General features: G+C 58.0%; 15 protein-coding genes. 6 read left to right on the top strand and 9 right to left on the bottom strand.

Going from position 1 to position 16,337, the window contains the following annotated elements; genetic code table 11:
* The first annotated feature begins 11 nt into the window (after positions 1 to 11).
* Together QLQ17_RS02370 and QLQ17_RS02365 are read left to right on the top strand one after the other, a co-directional pair.
* Positions 12 to 1,298 (top strand): FAD-dependent monooxygenase, encoded by a 1,287-nt coding sequence (locus tag QLQ17_RS02370; protein WP_283207935.1) that lies wholly within the window; start codon positions 12 to 14, stop codon positions 1,296 to 1,298.
* A 30-nt stretch (positions 1,299 to 1,328) separates the two neighbouring features.
* Positions 1,329 to 1,694 carry a histidine triad nucleotide-binding protein gene (locus tag QLQ17_RS02365; protein WP_283207934.1) on the top strand — a complete coding sequence of 122 codons (366 nt, stop codon included), beginning with the start codon at positions 1,329 to 1,331 and terminating at the stop codon, positions 1,692 to 1,694.
* A gap of 22 nt (positions 1,695 to 1,716) precedes the next feature.
* Here the strand turns inward: QLQ17_RS02365 and phoU are convergent, their stop codons facing one another.
* The 5 genes from phoU to QLQ17_RS02340 form a co-directional block, all read right to left on the bottom strand.
* The gene (phoU, locus tag QLQ17_RS02360) at positions 1,717 to 2,439 is read right to left on the bottom strand and encodes a phosphate signaling complex protein PhoU (protein ID WP_283207933.1); all 723 of its coding nucleotides are present in this window, start codon (positions 2,437 to 2,439) and stop codon (positions 1,717 to 1,719) included.
* A gap of 34 nt (positions 2,440 to 2,473) precedes the next feature.
* The gene (gene pstB, locus QLQ17_RS02355) at positions 2,474 to 3,361 is read right to left on the bottom strand and encodes a phosphate ABC transporter ATP-binding protein PstB (protein ID WP_283207932.1); all 888 of its coding nucleotides are present in this window, start codon (positions 3,359 to 3,361) and stop codon (positions 2,474 to 2,476) included.
* A 30-nt stretch (positions 3,362 to 3,391) separates the two neighbouring features.
* Entirely contained in the window at positions 3,392 to 4,666 is a 1,275-nt protein-coding gene (pstA, locus tag QLQ17_RS02350) for a phosphate ABC transporter permease PstA (RefSeq protein WP_283207931.1), read from the bottom strand.
* Positions 4,659 to 6,047 carry a phosphate ABC transporter permease subunit PstC gene (gene pstC / locus QLQ17_RS02345; RefSeq protein WP_283207930.1) on the bottom strand — a complete coding sequence of 463 codons (1,389 nt, stop codon included), beginning with the start codon at positions 6,045 to 6,047 and terminating at the stop codon, positions 4,659 to 4,661. Before pstC ends, pstA begins: the two co-directional genes overlap by 8 nt.
* A 154-nt stretch (positions 6,048 to 6,201) precedes the next feature.
* Positions 6,202 to 7,254, bottom strand: a complete 1,053-nt coding sequence (locus QLQ17_RS02340) for a substrate-binding domain-containing protein (RefSeq protein ID WP_283207929.1) — start codon at positions 7,252 to 7,254, stop codon at positions 6,202 to 6,204.
* Between the two features lie 197 nt (positions 7,255 to 7,451).
* Between QLQ17_RS02340 and QLQ17_RS02335 the strand changes: the two genes are divergently transcribed.
* The gene (locus tag QLQ17_RS02335; RefSeq protein WP_283207928.1) at positions 7,452 to 7,856 is read left to right on the top strand and encodes an acyl-CoA thioesterase; all 405 of its coding nucleotides are present in this window, start codon (positions 7,452 to 7,454) and stop codon (positions 7,854 to 7,856) included.
* On the opposite strand, the gene QLQ17_RS02330 is transcribed toward QLQ17_RS02335, so the two are convergent.
* Entirely contained in the window at positions 7,857 to 9,053 is a 1,197-nt protein-coding gene (locus QLQ17_RS02330) for an MFS transporter (protein ID WP_283207927.1), read from the bottom strand.
* Positions 9,054 to 9,164: 111 nt separating this feature from the next.
* On the opposite strand from QLQ17_RS02330, the gene modA reads away from it, so the two are divergent.
* The 3 genes from modA to modC are packed head-to-tail and all read left to right on the top strand — an operon-like array spanning position 9,165 to position 11,710.
* The gene (gene modA / locus QLQ17_RS02325) at positions 9,165 to 9,929 is read left to right on the top strand and encodes a molybdate ABC transporter substrate-binding protein (RefSeq protein ID WP_283207926.1); all 765 of its coding nucleotides are present in this window, start codon (positions 9,165 to 9,167) and stop codon (positions 9,927 to 9,929) included.
* A gap of 9 nt (positions 9,930 to 9,938) precedes the next feature.
* Positions 9,939 to 10,625 (top strand): molybdate ABC transporter permease subunit, encoded by a 687-nt coding sequence (modB, locus tag QLQ17_RS02320; RefSeq protein ID WP_283207925.1) that lies wholly within the window; start codon positions 9,939 to 9,941, stop codon positions 10,623 to 10,625.
* The gene (modC, locus tag QLQ17_RS02315; RefSeq protein ID WP_283207924.1) at positions 10,622 to 11,710 is read left to right on the top strand and encodes a molybdenum ABC transporter ATP-binding protein; all 1,089 of its coding nucleotides are present in this window, start codon (positions 10,622 to 10,624) and stop codon (positions 11,708 to 11,710) included. Before modB ends, modC begins: the two co-directional genes overlap by 4 nt.
* A gap of 4 nt (positions 11,711 to 11,714) precedes the next feature.
* Here modC and arsJ read toward each other — a convergent pair whose 3' ends face one another.
* From arsJ to uvrD, 3 genes are all read right to left on the bottom strand, one after another.
* Positions 11,715 to 12,908, bottom strand: coding sequence for an organoarsenical effux MFS transporter ArsJ (gene arsJ, locus QLQ17_RS02310; RefSeq protein ID WP_283207923.1), 1,194 nt, complete (start codon positions 12,906 to 12,908; stop codon positions 11,715 to 11,717).
* Between the two features lies 1 nt (position 12,909).
* A complete protein-coding gene (locus tag QLQ17_RS02305; RefSeq protein WP_283207922.1) occupies positions 12,910 to 13,914 on the bottom strand; it encodes an ArsJ-associated glyceraldehyde-3-phosphate dehydrogenase in 1,005 nt (334 codons plus the stop codon).
* Between the two features lie 175 nt (positions 13,915 to 14,089).
* The gene (uvrD, locus tag QLQ17_RS02300) at positions 14,090 to 16,255 is read right to left on the bottom strand and encodes a DNA helicase II (protein WP_283207921.1); all 2,166 of its coding nucleotides are present in this window, start codon (positions 16,253 to 16,255) and stop codon (positions 14,090 to 14,092) included.
* Between the last annotated feature and the right edge of the window lie 82 nt (positions 16,256 to 16,337).

Below are 16,337 nucleotides of genomic sequence, written 5' to 3'. Positions count from 1 at the left end.
AGGATTGCTCTATGAACCAGACCTACGAAGTGGTGATTGTCGGGGCGGGAATGGTCGGCGCGGCACTTGCCACCGGCCTTGGCCGCAACGGCTTTACCGTCGCCCTGATTGACCAGGCGGCACCTCCCGAATTCCAGCGTTCAACCGTGCCAGACATTCGCGTCTCGGCGATCAGTGCAGGCAGCGAACGTTACCTTGGCGAATTGGGCGTCTGGCCCGCCATTCAAACCATGCGCTCTACTGTCTACACCCGGCTGGCGGTCTGGGACGAGACCCAACACCCGTTAAGCAGCATCCTGCCCCGGAAGCTGGCCGACGTGACCTTTGACGCCCGCCAGCTGTCTGCCACTCATCTCGGTCACATCGTCGAGAACAGCGTGACCCAGCGGGCACTCTGGGACAGCGCCAGCGCTCAGGAGAGTGTCACTACCTGTGCGGGGCGCAGGGTCTCGGCATTGGAGAACACCGCCAGTGGCGCCAGCGTGACGCTGGATAACGGCGAGACCCTGAACTGCGAGCTGGTCGTCGGTGCCGATGGCGCGCAGTCTGCTCTCCGTTCGATGGCCGGTATTGGTGTGCAACGGAATCAATACGACCAGCAGGCAATGGTGATGTCGGTTCGTTATCACGGACCGGTGGAAGACATTACCTGGCAGGGGTTCTATCCAACCGGACCGCGAGCCTTTTTACCCTTGCACAGCGCCGGCGGCGGCGAATCCTGGGCATCGCTGGTGTGGTACGACAGCCCCGACGAACTGGCCCGGCTGAAAGCCCTGGATGATGCGGCGCTCATCGATGAAATCCAGCGCCGATTTCCAGAAGATTTACCGCCCATCACCCACATTGAAGCAAAAGCCAGCTTCCCGATTGCCCGCCAACACGCGAAAAGCTACGTCCAACAGCGGGTGGTTCTGGTGGGCGACGCTGCCCACACCATCAATCCGCTGGCTGGCCAGGGCGTCAACCTTGGATTCCAGGACGCACGCTGCCTACAGGGCCTGCTCAGAGAAGCCAGAAGAGCGGGCCACAACCTGGCTGATGCCCGAACGCTTGCCACCTATGAAGATCAGCGTCGCCCGGCAAACCGGCGCATGATGCTGGCGATGGATTTGTTCTATCATCTGTTCAGTAACCGAACACCGCCGCTGCATCTGATTCGGAACCTGGGGCTTGGCGCCGCCAAGGCACTGCCCTTTGCCCGCAATCAGGTCGCCCGTTACGCTATGGGCATCGATGAAGATCTGCCGCCTTTGGCCCGCGAAATTGTTCACCGGCTGCCTGGGCTCAACTACCTGTAATCACTCGCTTTCTGAAAGAAGAGGACTACCATGTCAGGGACTATTTTTACCAAGATCATCAACCGGGAAATCCCTTCCGACATCGTCTATGAGGACGACGTCAGCCTGGCTTTCAAGGACATCAATCCCCAAGCGCCGGTTCACTTGCTGATCATTCCGAAGAAAGAGATCGCAACCATCAATGACATCGAGGAAGGGGATAGCGAACTCGTGGGACATCTCTATTGGGTCGCAGGCAAGCTGGCGAGAGACATGGGATTCGCTGATGACGGCTATCGGGTGGTCATGAACTGCGGCGAGAATGCAGGGCAGACGGTGTTTCACATCCACCTGCACCTGCTCGCCGGAAAACCGCTGGGCTGGCCGCCCTATACAGACCGCATGAAGAAGGCCTGAATAACGCCGGAACGGCCCCGTATCAGGGGCCGACAATCCGCTCGGCTTCTTCCACCGGGGTGTGGCGAACATCCTCGCCTTCCACCATGAAGATGACGTTCTCTGCCAGGTTGCAGGCGTGGTCACCCACACGTTCCAGCGCTCGCAGGATCCACATCACCGACATGCAGCGTGAGATGTTGCGCGTGTCTTCCATCATAAACGTCAACAGGGTGCGGGTCGCTGCCTGATACTCCTCGTCCACACGCTTGTCTTCTTTCATGATGCGCAGGGCCTGGGCCGAATCCAGCCGGGCAAACGCATCCAGCGCGTCACGCAGCATGCTGAGCACGTGATTGGCAATGTGGCGGACTTCCACGTAGCCCCGTGGAGCCTGCCCTTCTTCCGACAGCTTGATCGCAAACTTGGCAATCTTCTTGGCTTCGTCGCCCACGCGCTCGAGATCGGCCACCATCTTGATCACCGAGATCACCAGCCGCAGATCCCGGGCCGTCGGTTGGCGACGGGCGATAATCAGAGTGGCTTCTTCGTCCAGATCCACTTCCATCCTGTCGACTTTCTTATCCGTCGCACGGACTTCATCGGCCAGATGCCCGTCGTTATCCACAAGGGCTGTGATGGCGCGATCCACCTGTGATTCCACCAGACCGCCCATCTCGAGGAATTCGCTTTTCAGCGCCATCAACTCATCATTGAATTTGTGCGATATATGATCGCCGTAAACATCGTCCTTTCTATCAGGCATATCATGTGTCTCCAGTGTGCGGCTATCGCCGGCCTTAGCCAAAACGGCCAGTGATGTAAGATTCAGTCAGATCATGCTCAGGCGACGTGAAGACCTTATTGGTCTCATTCACTTCCACCAGATGCCCCAGATGGAAATAGGCCGTGCGGTTGGACACCCGGGCGGCCTGCTGCATGGAGTGTGTAACAATGACGATGGTGTAGCTTTCAGACATCTCGGAAATCAGCTCTTCCACCCGTGCAGTCGCAATCGGATCCAGTGCCGAACAAGGCTCGTCCATCAGGATCACTTCCGGGCTGACGGCAATGGCCCGGGCAATACACAGGCGCTGCTGCTGACCACCAGACATACCGGTGGCGGTCGCGTCCAGACGATCCTTCACTTCGTTCCAAAGACCGGCCTTGCGAAGGCTGTTTTCGACGATGTCATCCAGTTCTGACTTTCGGTTGGCCAGGCCATGAATTCGCGGGCCATAGGCGACGTTGTCATAGATAGACTTCGGAAATGGATTGGGTTTCTGGAAAACCATGCCCACACGGGCACGCAGCTCCACCACATCCCGTTTCGAGTCATAAATATTCTGGTCATCGAGTGCCAGAGATCCCTTCACTTTGCAGATGTCGATGCTGTCGTTCATACGATTCAGGCACCGAAGAAACGTCGACTTACCGCAACCGGACGGACCGATGAAGGCGATTACTTCGTTGCGACCGATATCAAGACTGATGTTCTTGATGGCGCGATCCTGGCCATAAAACACTTCCACATTACGCAGCTTGAATTTCGGATCATCAGAGAACGGACGACCAACGGTGGTGCCTTCTTCGATTATGGTTTCCGCTGGCGCTTCCACCTGCTCCTGCGCCCTGTTCTCGTCTGCCATCTCACCCTCCCGGGTCATTGCTGGGTTCATCGTGCTCATTTAACTCTCCTTACTACCGGCGCTCAAGGCTTACCACCTGAGCTCAAGACGCTTGCGCAGCCAGACCGCCAGGGCATTCATACTGATGAGGAACGCCAGCAGCACCATAATGGCGGCAGACGCCCGCTCAATAAAGGCCAGCTCAGGACTACCCGCCCACAGGAATACCTGGACCGGCAGCACCGTTGCGGAATCCAGGAAGCCCTCGGGCACGTCCACAATAAAGGCCACCATGCCGATCAGAAGCAGTGGCGCGGTTTCGCCTAACGCCTGAGCCATACCAATGATGGAGCCGGTCAACATGCCGGGCATGGCCAACGGCAGGACGTGATGCAACACCACCTGCATCTTCGACGCCCCAATGCCTTCGGCTGCTTCGCGGATCGACGGTGGTACGCTCTTGATCGCGGCCCGGCTGGAAATAATGATGGTGGGCAGCGTCATAAGTGTCAGCACAAGACCACCCACCACCGGAACCGAACGCGGCATGCCAAACAGGTTGATGAATACGGCCAGGCCCAATAGACCGAAAATGATCGACGGCACGGCCGCCAGGTTGTTGATGTTCACTTCAATAAAATCAGTGAACTTGTTTTGTGGCGCAAATTCTTCCAGGTAAATGGCTGCGGCCACCCCGATTGGAAATGACAGAACCAGCGTCACGAACATCGTCAGCAGGGAACCCACAATGGCGCCCAGAATGCCGGCTCGGGACGGATCACGGGAATCGCCGCTGCTGAAGAACACATCGTTGAACGAGGTATCCACCACACCGGACTCCAACAGGCCATCCACCCACCGCTGCTGCTCATCGCTCAACTTGATGGAGTAGGCGGCATCGCCGGCATGCTTGACGTACACATCGACATCCGTATGGGCCAGCACGGTGATTGTGTGTGTTTCGCCCAGCCAGTCCGGGTTCGCCTTGAGTAGGTTTTTAAGCTCGTTTGAGGCGTAGGGGTTCAGCAGGCCACGCACCTTGTCCCGGTCATCCTCATCGGCGCCCGGAATCTGTTTGATCATCGCCTGCACCAGCGGCTCGACGAAATCAGCCATTTTCAGTTGTTGCTCGTCGGTGGCATCGTCCAGAAACATCATCTCGCCGTCCATCTCCACGTCCATGGTGATGGTGGTTTTGGTGAAGCCGGTATAACCCTTGCCAATGATGTCCGCAAACAGAACGATCAACGCCGACAAAGCAATGCCGATGGCCAGAATGCCGTAGGCGCGGAAACGACGCTCTTTACGGTAACGAACTTTCAGTGACCGGCGGACAAGCTCCGCCTGTGTTTTTTGATCAGTCATACTGTTCCCGATATTTGCGGACAATTTTCAAGGCAACTACGTTCAGCAGCAGCGTCGATAGGAAAAGCATGGCGCCCAGCGCAAAGGCGGCCAGCGTCTTGGCACTGTCAAACTCCTGGTCGCCGGTCAGCAGCGTCACGATCTGCACGGTCACCGTGGTGACGGTTTCCAGTGGATTGGCGGTCAGGTTTGCCGCCAGGCCTGCGGCCATCACCACGATCATGGTTTCGCCGATTGCCCGTGAAACCGCCAGCAATATGCCACCCATAATGCCGGGCAACGCGGCGGGGAAGATCACCTTCTTCATGGTTTCCGACTGGGTTGCGCCCAGAGCTAACGACCCATCACGCAGGGTCTGGGGCACCGCGTTAATGACATCGTCCGACAGCGAAGACACGAACGGAATGATCATGATGCCCATCACGCCACCAGCAGCCAGAGCGCTCTGTGAAGATGCCTCAATGCCGATTGAGGCGGCGAGATCACTGATAAATGGCGCAACCGTCAGCGCGGCGAAAAAGCCGTACACCACGGTTGGAATACCGGCCAACATCTCCAACAGCGGCTTGACCACACCACGAACCTTCTTGTTCGCATATTCTGAAAGATAGATGGCTGACAGCAGGCCTACCGGCACCGCCACAAACATGGCGATCGCGGAAATCAACAACGTACCGGTGAACAACGGAATCATGCCGAAGGCACCTTGAGAGGCGACCTGATCTGCCCTCATTGCCGTCTGCGGACTCCACTGGGAACCGAATATGAATTCCGTTATTGGAATCTTGTCGAAGAAGCGAACCGTTTCGAACGCGACCGAAAAGATAATGCCAAGAGTCGTCAGAATGGCCAGCGCCGCACAGGCAAAAAAGACCCATTTCAGGATCGATTCAACCTGCACACGGGCATTTACCTTTGGACGAATTCGTACCCAACCCAGAAAACCGGCGAGCACCGCGACTGATACCACCAGTGCAGACATATAAAACCGGCTCTGTTCTCTCAACGCCTGTAAGCGCTCGGAAGCATCAACGATGGGTGCTTCCACAAAACTTGGCGGCAGTGCGCCACTGGCAACGTTGCTGATCTTGCTCAGCAACAGGCTTGCTTCACCTTCGTTACCGGGGATCATTTCCTGAGGCAAAGAACCGATTACCAGGGTCTGGATAACCTTGCCCTGGAAAGCGACCCACAAGCCCAGCACGAACAATGCAGGTAAACCACACCAGAGTGCAGCCCTGGCACCATAGTAAAAGGGAAGCGACTTCAGGTGTCGTATGCCACCAAGCGGCATAGCCAGCGACCGGGAACGGGCGTAACCCACTCCGTAGGCCACCAGTACGCACACGATCGTCAGGAGGAGCAGATTGGCCGGTTGCATGAAAATTCCTGTTGGCTCAAAAGTTGGGGGACAAAGTGTAATTATTTCGTCACATTCCTGCATTCTTGCAGGCTACAAACGCAATAAAGGGTGTGGGCCTGTTCTTGGCCCGCACCCTGTTACCAACACCCTGTCAGTAAACGCTTTACCTGATTTACATCAGTTCTTCTTTCGTCAGGTTAGGCATGTTGGCTGCCTTCATCTGAAGCTCGCGCAGAGCAGCGCGGGGAGGAACAATCAGGCCAACATCTTTCAGGTAACCGTTCGGACCCATCGCCTGCGGGCTTACGAAGGTTTCGGTGTACTCGGCGATGCCTGGAATCACACCCACATGGGCCTTCTTCACATAAAAGAACAGTGAACGGGCAACCGGATACTCGTCTGCTGCGATGGCGTCCGCAGTCGGCACCATGCCGTTCAGCGTGGCCGTTTGCAGACGATCAGAGTTCTCTTCAAAGAAGCTGTAACCGAACACGCCATACATGCCGTCGTCGTCGATCAATTTCTGTACGATCAGGTTGTCGTTTTCACCCGCTTCGATGAAGACGCCATCTTCGCGAATGCTCTGGCACACACTTTCCATGTCGCCTTCGCTCATGTCAGCAACTGCCGGCAAGTCCTCGCAACCAGCCTGCAAAGCCAGTTCGTTAAAAGAGTCGCGGGTACCAGAGGTAGGGGGCGGACCCATCACGCGAATGGCGACGTTCGGCAGACTGGCGTCCACATCGCTCCAGGTCTTGTTGGGGTTCTTGACCAGCTTGGAAGGATCGTCCTTGGACGGTACTTTTTTGCCCAGGGCCAGGAACAGCTGCTCAAGTGTGATGTCCAGATTCTCGGCGTCCTTGGAGCTGGCGACGACAATACCGTCAGAACCGATACGGAATTCAGTGATGTCCTTGACGCCGTTACCCACGCAAAGGTCGAACTCGGACGCCTTCATGCGGCGCGAGGCGTTGGTGATGTCCGGGTGCTGGGTACCCAGGCCCTGGCAAAACAGCTTCATACCCCCGCCGGAACCGGTAGATTCAAGCTTCGGCGTGTTGAAATCTGTGTTGGTACCGAAACGCTCGGCGACCACAGTTGCAAACGGATAGACCGTGGAAGAACCAACAATGCTGATGGTGTCGCGGGCGAAGGCCGGGCTGGATACAGCGGCGAGGCTGCCAGCAACGGCGATGGAAGTAAGCGCTGTCTTCAAGTTAGTCACGTTGAATCTCCGTTTTACATCGGGTTTAGTTCATCGACTTTGTTTTAGCGATGAGTGAACCTTAAAGGCGCTCTGTGACAACTTTATTACAACGGCTGAAATATTAGCCGATCTGGCCATTTTTTGCTTGCAGCGCGTCGGAGGACCGCTACCATGCGGGTCATTACAATTAGAATCAGACCAATAAGGTAATACTCATGAGCGACCTCAACGACGACAAACCTGCGCCGCGCGGGGAATTATTGACACAGGTCGTCCCACTTCCCTCGGACACGAACCCCAACGGCGATGTATTCGCGGGCTGGCTGGTTCGCCATATGGATATCGCAGCGGCAACGCTCGCCGGGCGGATTTCATTGGGCAGAAACGCCACCGTTGCCATGGATCGAATGGAATTTCTTTCGCCTCTGAGGGTCGGTTCCCAGGTCGGCTGCTACGGCGAACTGATTGAAGTCGGCCGCAGCTCCATGAAGATCAACATTGAAGTCTGGACTCTGGATCGCACCGCCAAGTCACCCCGTAAAGTGACAGAAGGACTGTTCGTTTACGTCGCCATTGACGAACACGGACGGATTCGCGAAGTGCCGGATCAGCAGAGCTGATCACCCCGCATTTTGTCTGTCAGGTCCGGCAATACGGGCTCTGGTGAAGGACCAAAGGCCATAAACAGGTCCGGGGAAGAGGACAAGTGCCACCCAAACACCCCAGGATTGCCACAGTCCGCTCGTCAACCAGATCGCTGGCAGCGTCAGGCTAAATCCGACCGCGTTCATCACCGCCAGCGAGGAGCCCACTGACTCCTTCGGAGCAGAGGCCGCAGCAAGGGCGGAAAACTGTGGCGAATCTGCAATCACGGCGATTCCCCACACCAGCATTAAAATGATCAACAGCTCGGGCGGCAGACCGTTCATTAGCGGGTAAAAGAGACAAAGGCTGCCCGATACCATCAACGCGCGGCGGGCAACCCATTCACTGCCAAGTACCCGACTGAGCGCGCCGCCGCCCACGCAACCGGCGGCGCCGATACCGATCACCGCAAAAGCCAGCCAGGGAATCAGCTCATTGCCCGCCCCCAATCGCTGTAGTTCGCGGCCGATGAACAGGGGCACCAGTGTCCAGAAGGCATAAAGCTCCCACATGTGGCCAAAATACCCGCCGGCCGCAGCACGGAATCCTGGCACCTTGAGGGCTGCAAGACCCTGACGCAGAGGAATCCCCCCTTTACTGGCCGGCAAGTGCGGGCCCTCCCCCAGCAAAAAAACCAGCGCGGCTCCAACGATTGCCAGCATGGAGGCACCCAGCAGCGGCCACTCCCAGGGTAGCCCGAACGTGGCGCCCCGCATCAGATGCGGCAGAGCGGTTCCGAGGGTGAGCATGCCCACCAGCCAGGCCAGGGCGGCGCCAGAATGCTTTGGTGTCCAGGCGATGACCAGTTTCATCCCCAGTGGATAGATACCCGCCAGGCAGAGCCCGGTGGCGAATCGCAGGACGAAATCCAGCGGTGCCTGGCCGGCCACCAGCACAAACCCGGCATTTATCAGGGCCCCGAGCAGACTGGCCACCGCAAAAATGCGGCTGGCTCCGAACCGGTCTGCAAGCCCGGTGACCGCCAGGGTAAGTGTGCCAAGTATAAATCCGGCCTGAACCGCCAGAGTCAGGCGCCCCAGGTCCGCTTCATTAAGGCCCAGCTGCCCGGAAAGGCTCAGCCAGACGCCGTTCACACTGAACCAGAGAGACGTCCCGAACAGCTGGGCCAATACGATGACCGCCAGGGGGTAACGCTTTAGAGACAGATTCATTATGATGGTCGCGTCCTGAGTGTCCTCCGCAAGCCTAGACCGGCATCCGGGCTAACGCCCATGCTACTTTGGTCCGCCAGAGGAAACCATTCACAGCTGACGGAACCGATTATGTTCTTCACAGCCATGAACCGTCTTGTTATGGCCATCGCTCTGTCAGTCCTGTCGGCATTCACATGGGCGGATCAGCCGTTGCGCATTGCGGCGGCTTCAGATCTGCGTTACGCCCTGGATGACATCGTTGCGGCCTACCGGATCGCCCATCCGGGGGCCGCGATCAATGTGATTTACGGCTCCTCGGGCAAAATGACCACCCAGATAATCAACGGCGCCCCTTACGACGTATTCTTTTCCGCGGACATCAGCTTTCCGGAACAACTGGCCAGAGAAGGCCTTACCGTCACCAAACCTACGGTGTATGCCATTGGCCGCATCGTGTTGTGGAGCAACACCCTGAACGCCCTCGATCTGACCCTGGCCGACCTGGCATCGGACCAGATTGAACGCGTAGCCATCGCCCAGCCTGCCCATGCGCCTTATGGCATGAGGGCCCATGAGGCTCTCCAATCTGCCGATGTGTGGGAAACGGTTCAGCCGAAACTGGTGTTTGGCGAGAACATTGCGCAAACTGCCCAGATGACTCGATCCGGAGCTGCGGATGTGGGCATCATTGCGCTGTCCCTGGCGCTGTTTCCGGAAATGGCCAAACACAACCACAAGCTGATTGATAGAAGCTTGCATCAACCCCTGACACAGGGCTTTGTCGTGACCCGCAATGCTGCTGACAATCCCGAAGCCAAGGCCTTTGCAGACTTCATGGGGACGAAACAGGCACGAAACATCATGACCCGGTACGGATTCGTATTGCCCGAATAAGGAAGCTTCATGGGCGCACTTGGACCCGCAGAATGGCAGGCCATCGACGTTACCGTCAGGCTTTGCCTTTACACGACCCTGATTCTGATGCTGTTGGCCACGCCCATTGCCTGGTGGCTGGCTCACAGCCGCTCACGGTTCAAGGTTGTCGTTCAGTCTGTGGTTGCGCTACCGCTCGTGCTGCCGCCCACCGTGCTGGGGTTTTATCTTCTGATCGCCCTGGGGCCCCGCGGCCTGATTGGCGGCTCTCTTGAACAGCTCGGCCTGAACCATCTGGCGTTTTCCTTTGAAGGCATTCTGATTGCCTCGGTGATCTACTCCCTGCCTTTTGCGGTGCAGCCTCTGACAGAAGCTTTCCGGAACATAGGGCGACGTCCCGTTGAAGTCGCCAGCAGCCTTGGCGCGGGCGCCCTCGACCGGTTCCGAACCGTCATCTTCCCTCTCAGCCGAGGCGGCTACATCGTCGCGGCAACCCTGACCTTTGCCCACACACTCGGTGAATTCGGCGTGATTCTGATGCTGGGCGGCAGCATTCCGGGGGAAACCCGCGTGCTCTCAGTACTGATCTATGATCATGCCGAGGCCATGAACTATGAGGCCGCCCACAGCCTGTCGCTGATGATTCTGGTTTTTGCCTTCTTCACCCTGTTTGCGGTGTACAGCATGAATCGGCGCTTCGGAGTTTCCAGGGTATGAGCGAACAGGATCTAACGCTTCGCATTCGGGCAAACCTGCGCTTGGGCAGCGATTTCGAATTGGCCGTGGATCACGAATTGCCGGTGTCCGGCGTGACCGCACTGTTTGGCCGTTCAGGTTGCGGCAAGACCTCGCTGTTGAGGCTGATCGCCGGTCTGGAACGGGTCCGGGACGCGGAAATCCGTTTTGGCGATCAGGTCTGGCAACAGGATGGGAATTTCCAGCCACTTCACAAACGCCGGATCGGGCTGGTGTTCCAGGAGCACAGCCTGCTTCCGCACCTGTCGGTTCGCCAGAATCTGCTTTATGGCTATCAACGCACGCCGACTGGCCTGAAACGTCTACATCCACCTGAAGTGACAGCGATGCTGGGCATTGACGATCTGATGGACCGTCGAATCGACCAGCTATCCGGCGGGCAGCGTCAAAGAGTGTCCCTGGGCCGGGCGCTGCTCATCAGCCCGCAGCTGTTGCTACTGGACGAACCCATGGCCGCACTGGACAAGGAGACCAAACGGGATCTGATGCCATTTCTGGAGCGGATGGCCGTGGAATCAAAAGTTCCCATCATTATGGTCAGCCACTCGCCGACTGAGGTCGGGCGCCTGGCGGATCAGGTGATCTTCATGGAAGACGGGCGGATCAACCGCATCGACAGCCTGCGGGATTCACTCGCCAAACCCGACTCGCCGCTGTTCAATTTTGCCGGTGCCGCCTTCATTCTGGAGGGCGAACTGGGGCAAACCAATATCGATGGCTTTCGGCCATTCGGCCCACCGGAAGCCCGGCTCTGGGTGCCACTATTTGACGCCAGCGACCATTCGACATCGACCCGCCTGCGCATTCAGGCCAAGGACGTCAGCCTGTCGTTGGTTGAACAGCAGCACATCAGCATCCAGAACCAGTTACCGGTCACCATTGAGCGAATCGATTCATCCGGCGGCTATAGCGCCGTAGTGGCCTGCCGCACCGGCGACGGTCAACTGATTCTGGCCGAAGTGACCTCACGGGCTGTCCGCCAGCTTCAACTTGAACCGGGCAAAGCGGCGTATGCGCTGATCAAGTCCATGGCTCTGCTGCCCTGACGGATCAGACTGTCACAGTCGAACGCTCCGGCAGTCGAAGAGATAAAATCGCTGCCAGGGCCACCAGCGCCGCTGAAACCCAGAGACAGGCTTCCAGCCCGTAGGATTGATACATCCACCCGGAGAGCACGGTTCCCAGAAGCCGGCCTGCTGCGTTGGACATGTAATAGAATCCAACATCCAGCGACACGCCATCGCCCCGGGCATAGCTGACAATCAGGTAACTATGCAGGGAGGAGTTGATGGCAAACAGAACGCCAAACAAAAGCAGACCGCCAATCACGACCACTTTGGGCGGCCAACCGACCATCAACCCGATCGCGATTGCGGCAGGCATGAGTGCCAGAGATGAGGCCCAGAGCACCGCCGAAGATCTGCCCTGCTGGTGGCCGGTAATGCGGGGAGCAACAGTCTGAATAAAGCCATAACCAATGATCCAGGAGGCCATAAAACCGCCCACCTGCCAGAAATCCCAGTCAAACACCGTGTGCAGATACACCGGCAGGGCTACCACAAACCAGACATCCCGGGCGCCAAACAGACACATCCGGGCGGCCGAAAGCACGTTGATGGCGCGGCTTTTGGACAGGATTTCCCGGAACTTCGGCTTGGCCTTGCTCTTACCCAGGTCCTGACCCAGCAGAGACAGACTTGCCAGCCACACCAGCCCGAGTATCACCGCCATGCTGACCACCGCGCCTTTGAATCCAACGGCCATCAGCAAGACGCCGCCCAGGAAGAAGCCGACGCCCTTTAAGGTGTTCTTGGAGCCCGTGAGAATCGCCACCCACTTGTACAGCGTGCCTTGCTGCTCATCGGGCACAAGAAGTTTGATGCCGCTTTTGGCGGACATCTTGTTCAGATCCTTGGCAATGCCCGACAGCGCCTGGGCCGCCATCACCCAGGGCACCGTCAGCATCGCGGCCGGCACTGCCAGCATACCGAGGGCCGCAATCTGCAGAAACAGCCCGATGTTCATGGTGCGGTTCAGGCCCATGCGAGCGCCCAGATAGCCGCCCACCAGGTTGGTCACCACGCCAAAAAACTCGTAGAAAATGAACAGCAGCGCAATGTCCAGCGGCGAATAACCCAGCTGGTGAAAATGCAGCACCACCAGCATTCGCAAGGCGCCGTCCGTCAGAGTGAACGCCCAGTAGTTGCCGGTAATCACCAAGTACTGTCGAATCGCCGGCGTCATCTCAGGCCAGACCCACCTTGCGCGCCAGTTCCGCCGTACGGTTGGCGTAACCCCACTCGTTGTCGTACCAGGCGTAAAGCTTCACCTGGGTGCCGTTGACCACCATGGTGGATAGGGCGTCTATGATGGAGGATCGCGGATCGGTCTTATAATCGATGGACACCAGCGGTCGCTCTTCGTAGCCCAGAATGCCGTCCAGCTCCCCGTCGGCCGCTGCTTTCAGGAGTTGATTCACCGAATCGCGATCCGTTGGCTGCTCGACCTCAAACACGCAGTCGGTGAGTGACGCATTGGTTAACGGCACCCGCACTGCGTGGCCATCAAGCCGGCCCTTCAGTTCCGGGAAAATTTCAATGATCGCCGTCGCCGACCCGGTGGTGGTGGGAATCAACGAACTGCCACAGGCCCGGGACCGACGCAGGTCTTTATGGGGTGCGTCAATGATGGTCTGGGTGTTGGTCAGGCTGTGAATGGTGGTGATGGAGCCGTGTTTGATACCCAGCTTCTCGTGAATCACTTTCACTACCGGCGCCAGGCAGTTGGTGGTGCAGGACGCCGCCGTTACGATGCGGTCGCTGGCCGGGTCGAAGGTGTCCTCGTTGACCCCAACCACGATGTTCTTGGCACCCGCTTCCTTGACCGGTGCGGTCACCACCACCCGCTTCACACCCTGGTCGAGATAGGCCTGAAGCACACTGACGGTTTTGTTCACACCACTGGCCTCAATCACCAGATCGCAGCCAGACCAGTCGGTATCTTCAATGGCCTTGTTGTGAGTCACGCGAATGCGCTGCCCCTCAATCACCATGTTTTCACCGTCTTGCTTGGCCTCGTGAGCCCAACGCCCGTGAATGCTGTCGAAATTCAGCAGGTGCGCAAGGGTCTCCACGTCGCCGCCGGGATCATTGATGGCCACAAACTCCATCTCCGGCCAACCCCAAGCGGCCCGCAGTGCGAGCCGACCGATGCGGCCAAAACCGTTGATTCCTACTTTGATGCTGCTCATGGCTGGCTCCTTTTAGCTCAAAACGCGAAATTCTATGACATCAATGTGACAGCCCAGTGACAGGTCCGCTCGGCACCGGGGTGGGTAAGCTTTTCCGCAGGGACAAAGGTGTCTGAGCGAAGCGAGTTCTTTTTCCTGCGGAAAAGCTTACCCACCTCGGTGCCAGCCACCAACCTTAGCAGGCTTCAAGAGGTGCATAGGCAAGCACGAGCCATTTAGCACCCTCATCAAAATTCACCTGCACCCGCGTGTGATGCCCCGTGCCTTCCGAGTTCATCACGATGCCCTCGCCAAACTTGGGATGGCGAACACGCTGCCCCAGGCTAAAGCCGGTGCTTTCGTCTGGCTCCTGGCTGAACAGACTCTCATTCGGCCGCGACACCATCGCCGGCCTGCTGATGGAATTGCGCAGGCGAACTTCCTGCAGGCAGTCTGCCGGAATTTCGCGCACGAAACGGGACAGCGCGTGGAACTTTTCCTGTCCGTAAAGGCGCCGTGACTCCGCGTAGGTCAGAACCAACCGCTTCATCGCCCGGGTGATACCCACGTAGGCCAGCCGACGCTCTTCTTCCATGCGTCCCGGCTCTTCCAACGACATGCTGTGGGGGAACAGGCCCTCTTCCACACCGGCCAGAAACACCAGCGGAAATTCCAGCCCCTTGGCAGAATGCAGTGTCATCAACTGAACGCTGTCCTCGTGAGACTCCGCCTGAGCTTCGCCTGCATCCAGCGCAGCCTGGGCAATGAACTCGGAGAGCGGATCCACGCCTTCTTCCACCTCGTATTCGGACAGTGCGCTGACCAGTTCCTCCAGGTTCTCTACCCGTGCCTGGGCCTTCTCGCCCTTCTCGTTGGCGTGGTAATCCTTGAGTCCACTGAGTTCCAGGGCCTGTTTCATCAGACCCTGCAAAGAGGCGTCGGGTGCCATGTCGGTCAGCTGCAGGATAATGTCCATGAACTGCTGCAAACCGGTCTTTGCCCGGCCTTTCACCTGCCCCGCCTCCAGCAACCGCTCGGCGGACTCCCAGAGGGAAATGCTCTGCTCAGTGGCGTAGGCGCGAATGTCCGCCAGGCTCTTGGCGCCTATACCGCGCGCGGGGATATTCACCACTCGCTCAAAGGCTGCGTCGTCCCGGCGATAATGCACCAGTCGCAGATAGGCGATGGCGTTGCGGATTTCCTGGCGGTCATAGAACCGCAGGCCGCCGTAGACCCGGTAGGGAATGCCCTGACGCATCAACGCCTCTTCCAGCACTCGCGACTGGGCGTTGGAACGATAGAGAATGGCGGATTCGCTGCGCAGGTTGCCTTCGCTGACCCAGCTGCTGATGGTGTCGGCAATATAGTTGGCTTCGTCCTGCTCGTTGAATGCTGCGTACAGGCTGATGGGTTCGCCGTCCTTGCCGTCGGTCCACAGTTCTTTACCGAGTCGGCCCTGGTTGTTGGCAATCACCGCGTTGGCAGCCTTCAGGATCATCTGGGTGGAACGATAATTCTGCTCCAGCCGCACCAGTCGGGCGTTCGGGAAGTCCCGCTGGTACTGCTGGATATTTTCGATCTTGGCACCGCGCCAGCCGTAGATGGACTGATCATCGTCCCCCACGACCGTCAGCGGCACCCGATTGCTGGCGAGTATCTGCAGCCACGCGTATTGAATGGTGTTGGTGTCCTGGAACTCGTCCACCAGAATCTGCTGGAACCGGCTCTGGTAGTGATGCAGCAGTTCTGGCTTGTGCAACCAGAGTTCGTGGGAGCGCAGCAGCAGCTCACCAAAATCCACCAGACCACTGAGGTTGCACAGCTTTTCGTACTGGCGATACACGGTCAGCATGGTGCTGGTGAAGTGGTCGCCGGGGTTTTCCTGGATGTGTTCCGCCCGCAGCCCCTCGTCTTTCTGGGAATTGATGAACCATTGGGCCTGTTTGGGCGGCCAGCGGCTTTCATCAATTTTCAGCTCTCTCATTACCCGTTTGATCAGGCGCAGCTGGTCGTCGCTGTCCAGAACCTGGAAGTTTTCTGGCAGTCCCGCGTCTTTGTGGTGGGCCCGCAGCAAGCGATGGGCGATGCCGTGAAAAGTTCCGAACCAGAGGCCCCTGGCCGGAATTTCCATCATCTGCTCGATGCGGAACCGCATCTCTTTGGCAGCTTTGTTGGTGAAAGTAACCGCCAGTATCCCAGTGGCCGGCACCCTGTCCACCTGCATCAGCCAGGCAATGCGATGCACCAGCACACGGGTTTTGCCACTGCCCGCGCCAGCCAGAACCAGAAGGTGATCGTTCTGGGCCGTCACTGCCTCGCGCTGAGCGTCATTGAGAGGATCGATAATGGGGGAAACATCCATGGGCAAAACCGCTGTGGCCGGGTGAATTTTGGAACCGATAGCCGCCGGATTATAACAGGGCAAAGACCGACTGCACGGCCCC

Origin of the sequence: Marinobacter sp. CHS3-4 (assembly GCF_030053415.1) — a bacterium.
Taxonomy (GTDB): Bacteria; Pseudomonadota; Gammaproteobacteria; order Pseudomonadales; family Oleiphilaceae; genus Marinobacter.
The sequence above is the reverse complement of the archived record's forward strand: the minus strand, read 5'-3'. Positions and strand labels throughout refer to the sequence as shown.

What these genes read in the sequence shown, in the direction of transcription:
- QLQ17_RS02365 (WP_283207934.1), top strand. Translation starts at nt 1,329, where the DNA reads ATGTCAGGGACTATTTTTACCAAGATCATCAACCGGGAAATCCCTTCC.
- uvrD (WP_283207921.1), bottom strand. Translation starts at nt 16,255, where the DNA reads ATGGATGTTTCCCCCATTATCGATCCTCTCAATGACGCTCAGCGCGAG.
- QLQ17_RS02305 (WP_283207922.1), bottom strand. Translation starts at nt 13,914, where the DNA reads ATGAGCAGCATCAAAGTAGGAATCAACGGTTTTGGCCGCATCGGTCGG.
- pstB (WP_283207932.1), bottom strand. Translation starts at nt 3,361, where the DNA reads ATGAGCACGATGAACCCAGCAATGACCCGGGAGGGTGAGATGGCAGAC.
- QLQ17_RS02335 (WP_283207928.1), top strand. Translation starts at nt 7,452, where the DNA reads ATGAGCGACCTCAACGACGACAAACCTGCGCCGCGCGGGGAATTATTG.
- arsJ (WP_283207923.1), bottom strand. Translation starts at nt 12,908, where the DNA reads ATGACGCCGGCGATTCGACAGTACTTGGTGATTACCGGCAACTACTGG.
- pstA (WP_283207931.1), bottom strand. Translation starts at nt 4,666, where the DNA reads ATGACTGATCAAAAAACACAGGCGGAGCTTGTCCGCCGGTCACTGAAA.
- modC (WP_283207924.1), top strand. Translation starts at nt 10,622, where the DNA reads ATGAGCGAACAGGATCTAACGCTTCGCATTCGGGCAAACCTGCGCTTG.
- QLQ17_RS02330 (WP_283207927.1), bottom strand. Translation starts at nt 9,053, where the DNA reads ATGAATCTGTCTCTAAAGCGTTACCCCCTGGCGGTCATCGTATTGGCC.
- modA (WP_283207926.1), top strand. Translation starts at nt 9,165, where the DNA reads ATGTTCTTCACAGCCATGAACCGTCTTGTTATGGCCATCGCTCTGTCA.
- modB (WP_283207925.1), top strand. Translation starts at nt 9,939, where the DNA reads ATGGGCGCACTTGGACCCGCAGAATGGCAGGCCATCGACGTTACCGTC.
- phoU (WP_283207933.1), bottom strand. Translation starts at nt 2,439, where the DNA reads ATGCCTGATAGAAAGGACGATGTTTACGGCGATCATATATCGCACAAA.
- QLQ17_RS02370 (WP_283207935.1), top strand. Translation starts at nt 12, where the DNA reads ATGAACCAGACCTACGAAGTGGTGATTGTCGGGGCGGGAATGGTCGGC.
- pstC (WP_283207930.1), bottom strand. Translation starts at nt 6,047, where the DNA reads ATGCAACCGGCCAATCTGCTCCTCCTGACGATCGTGTGCGTACTGGTG.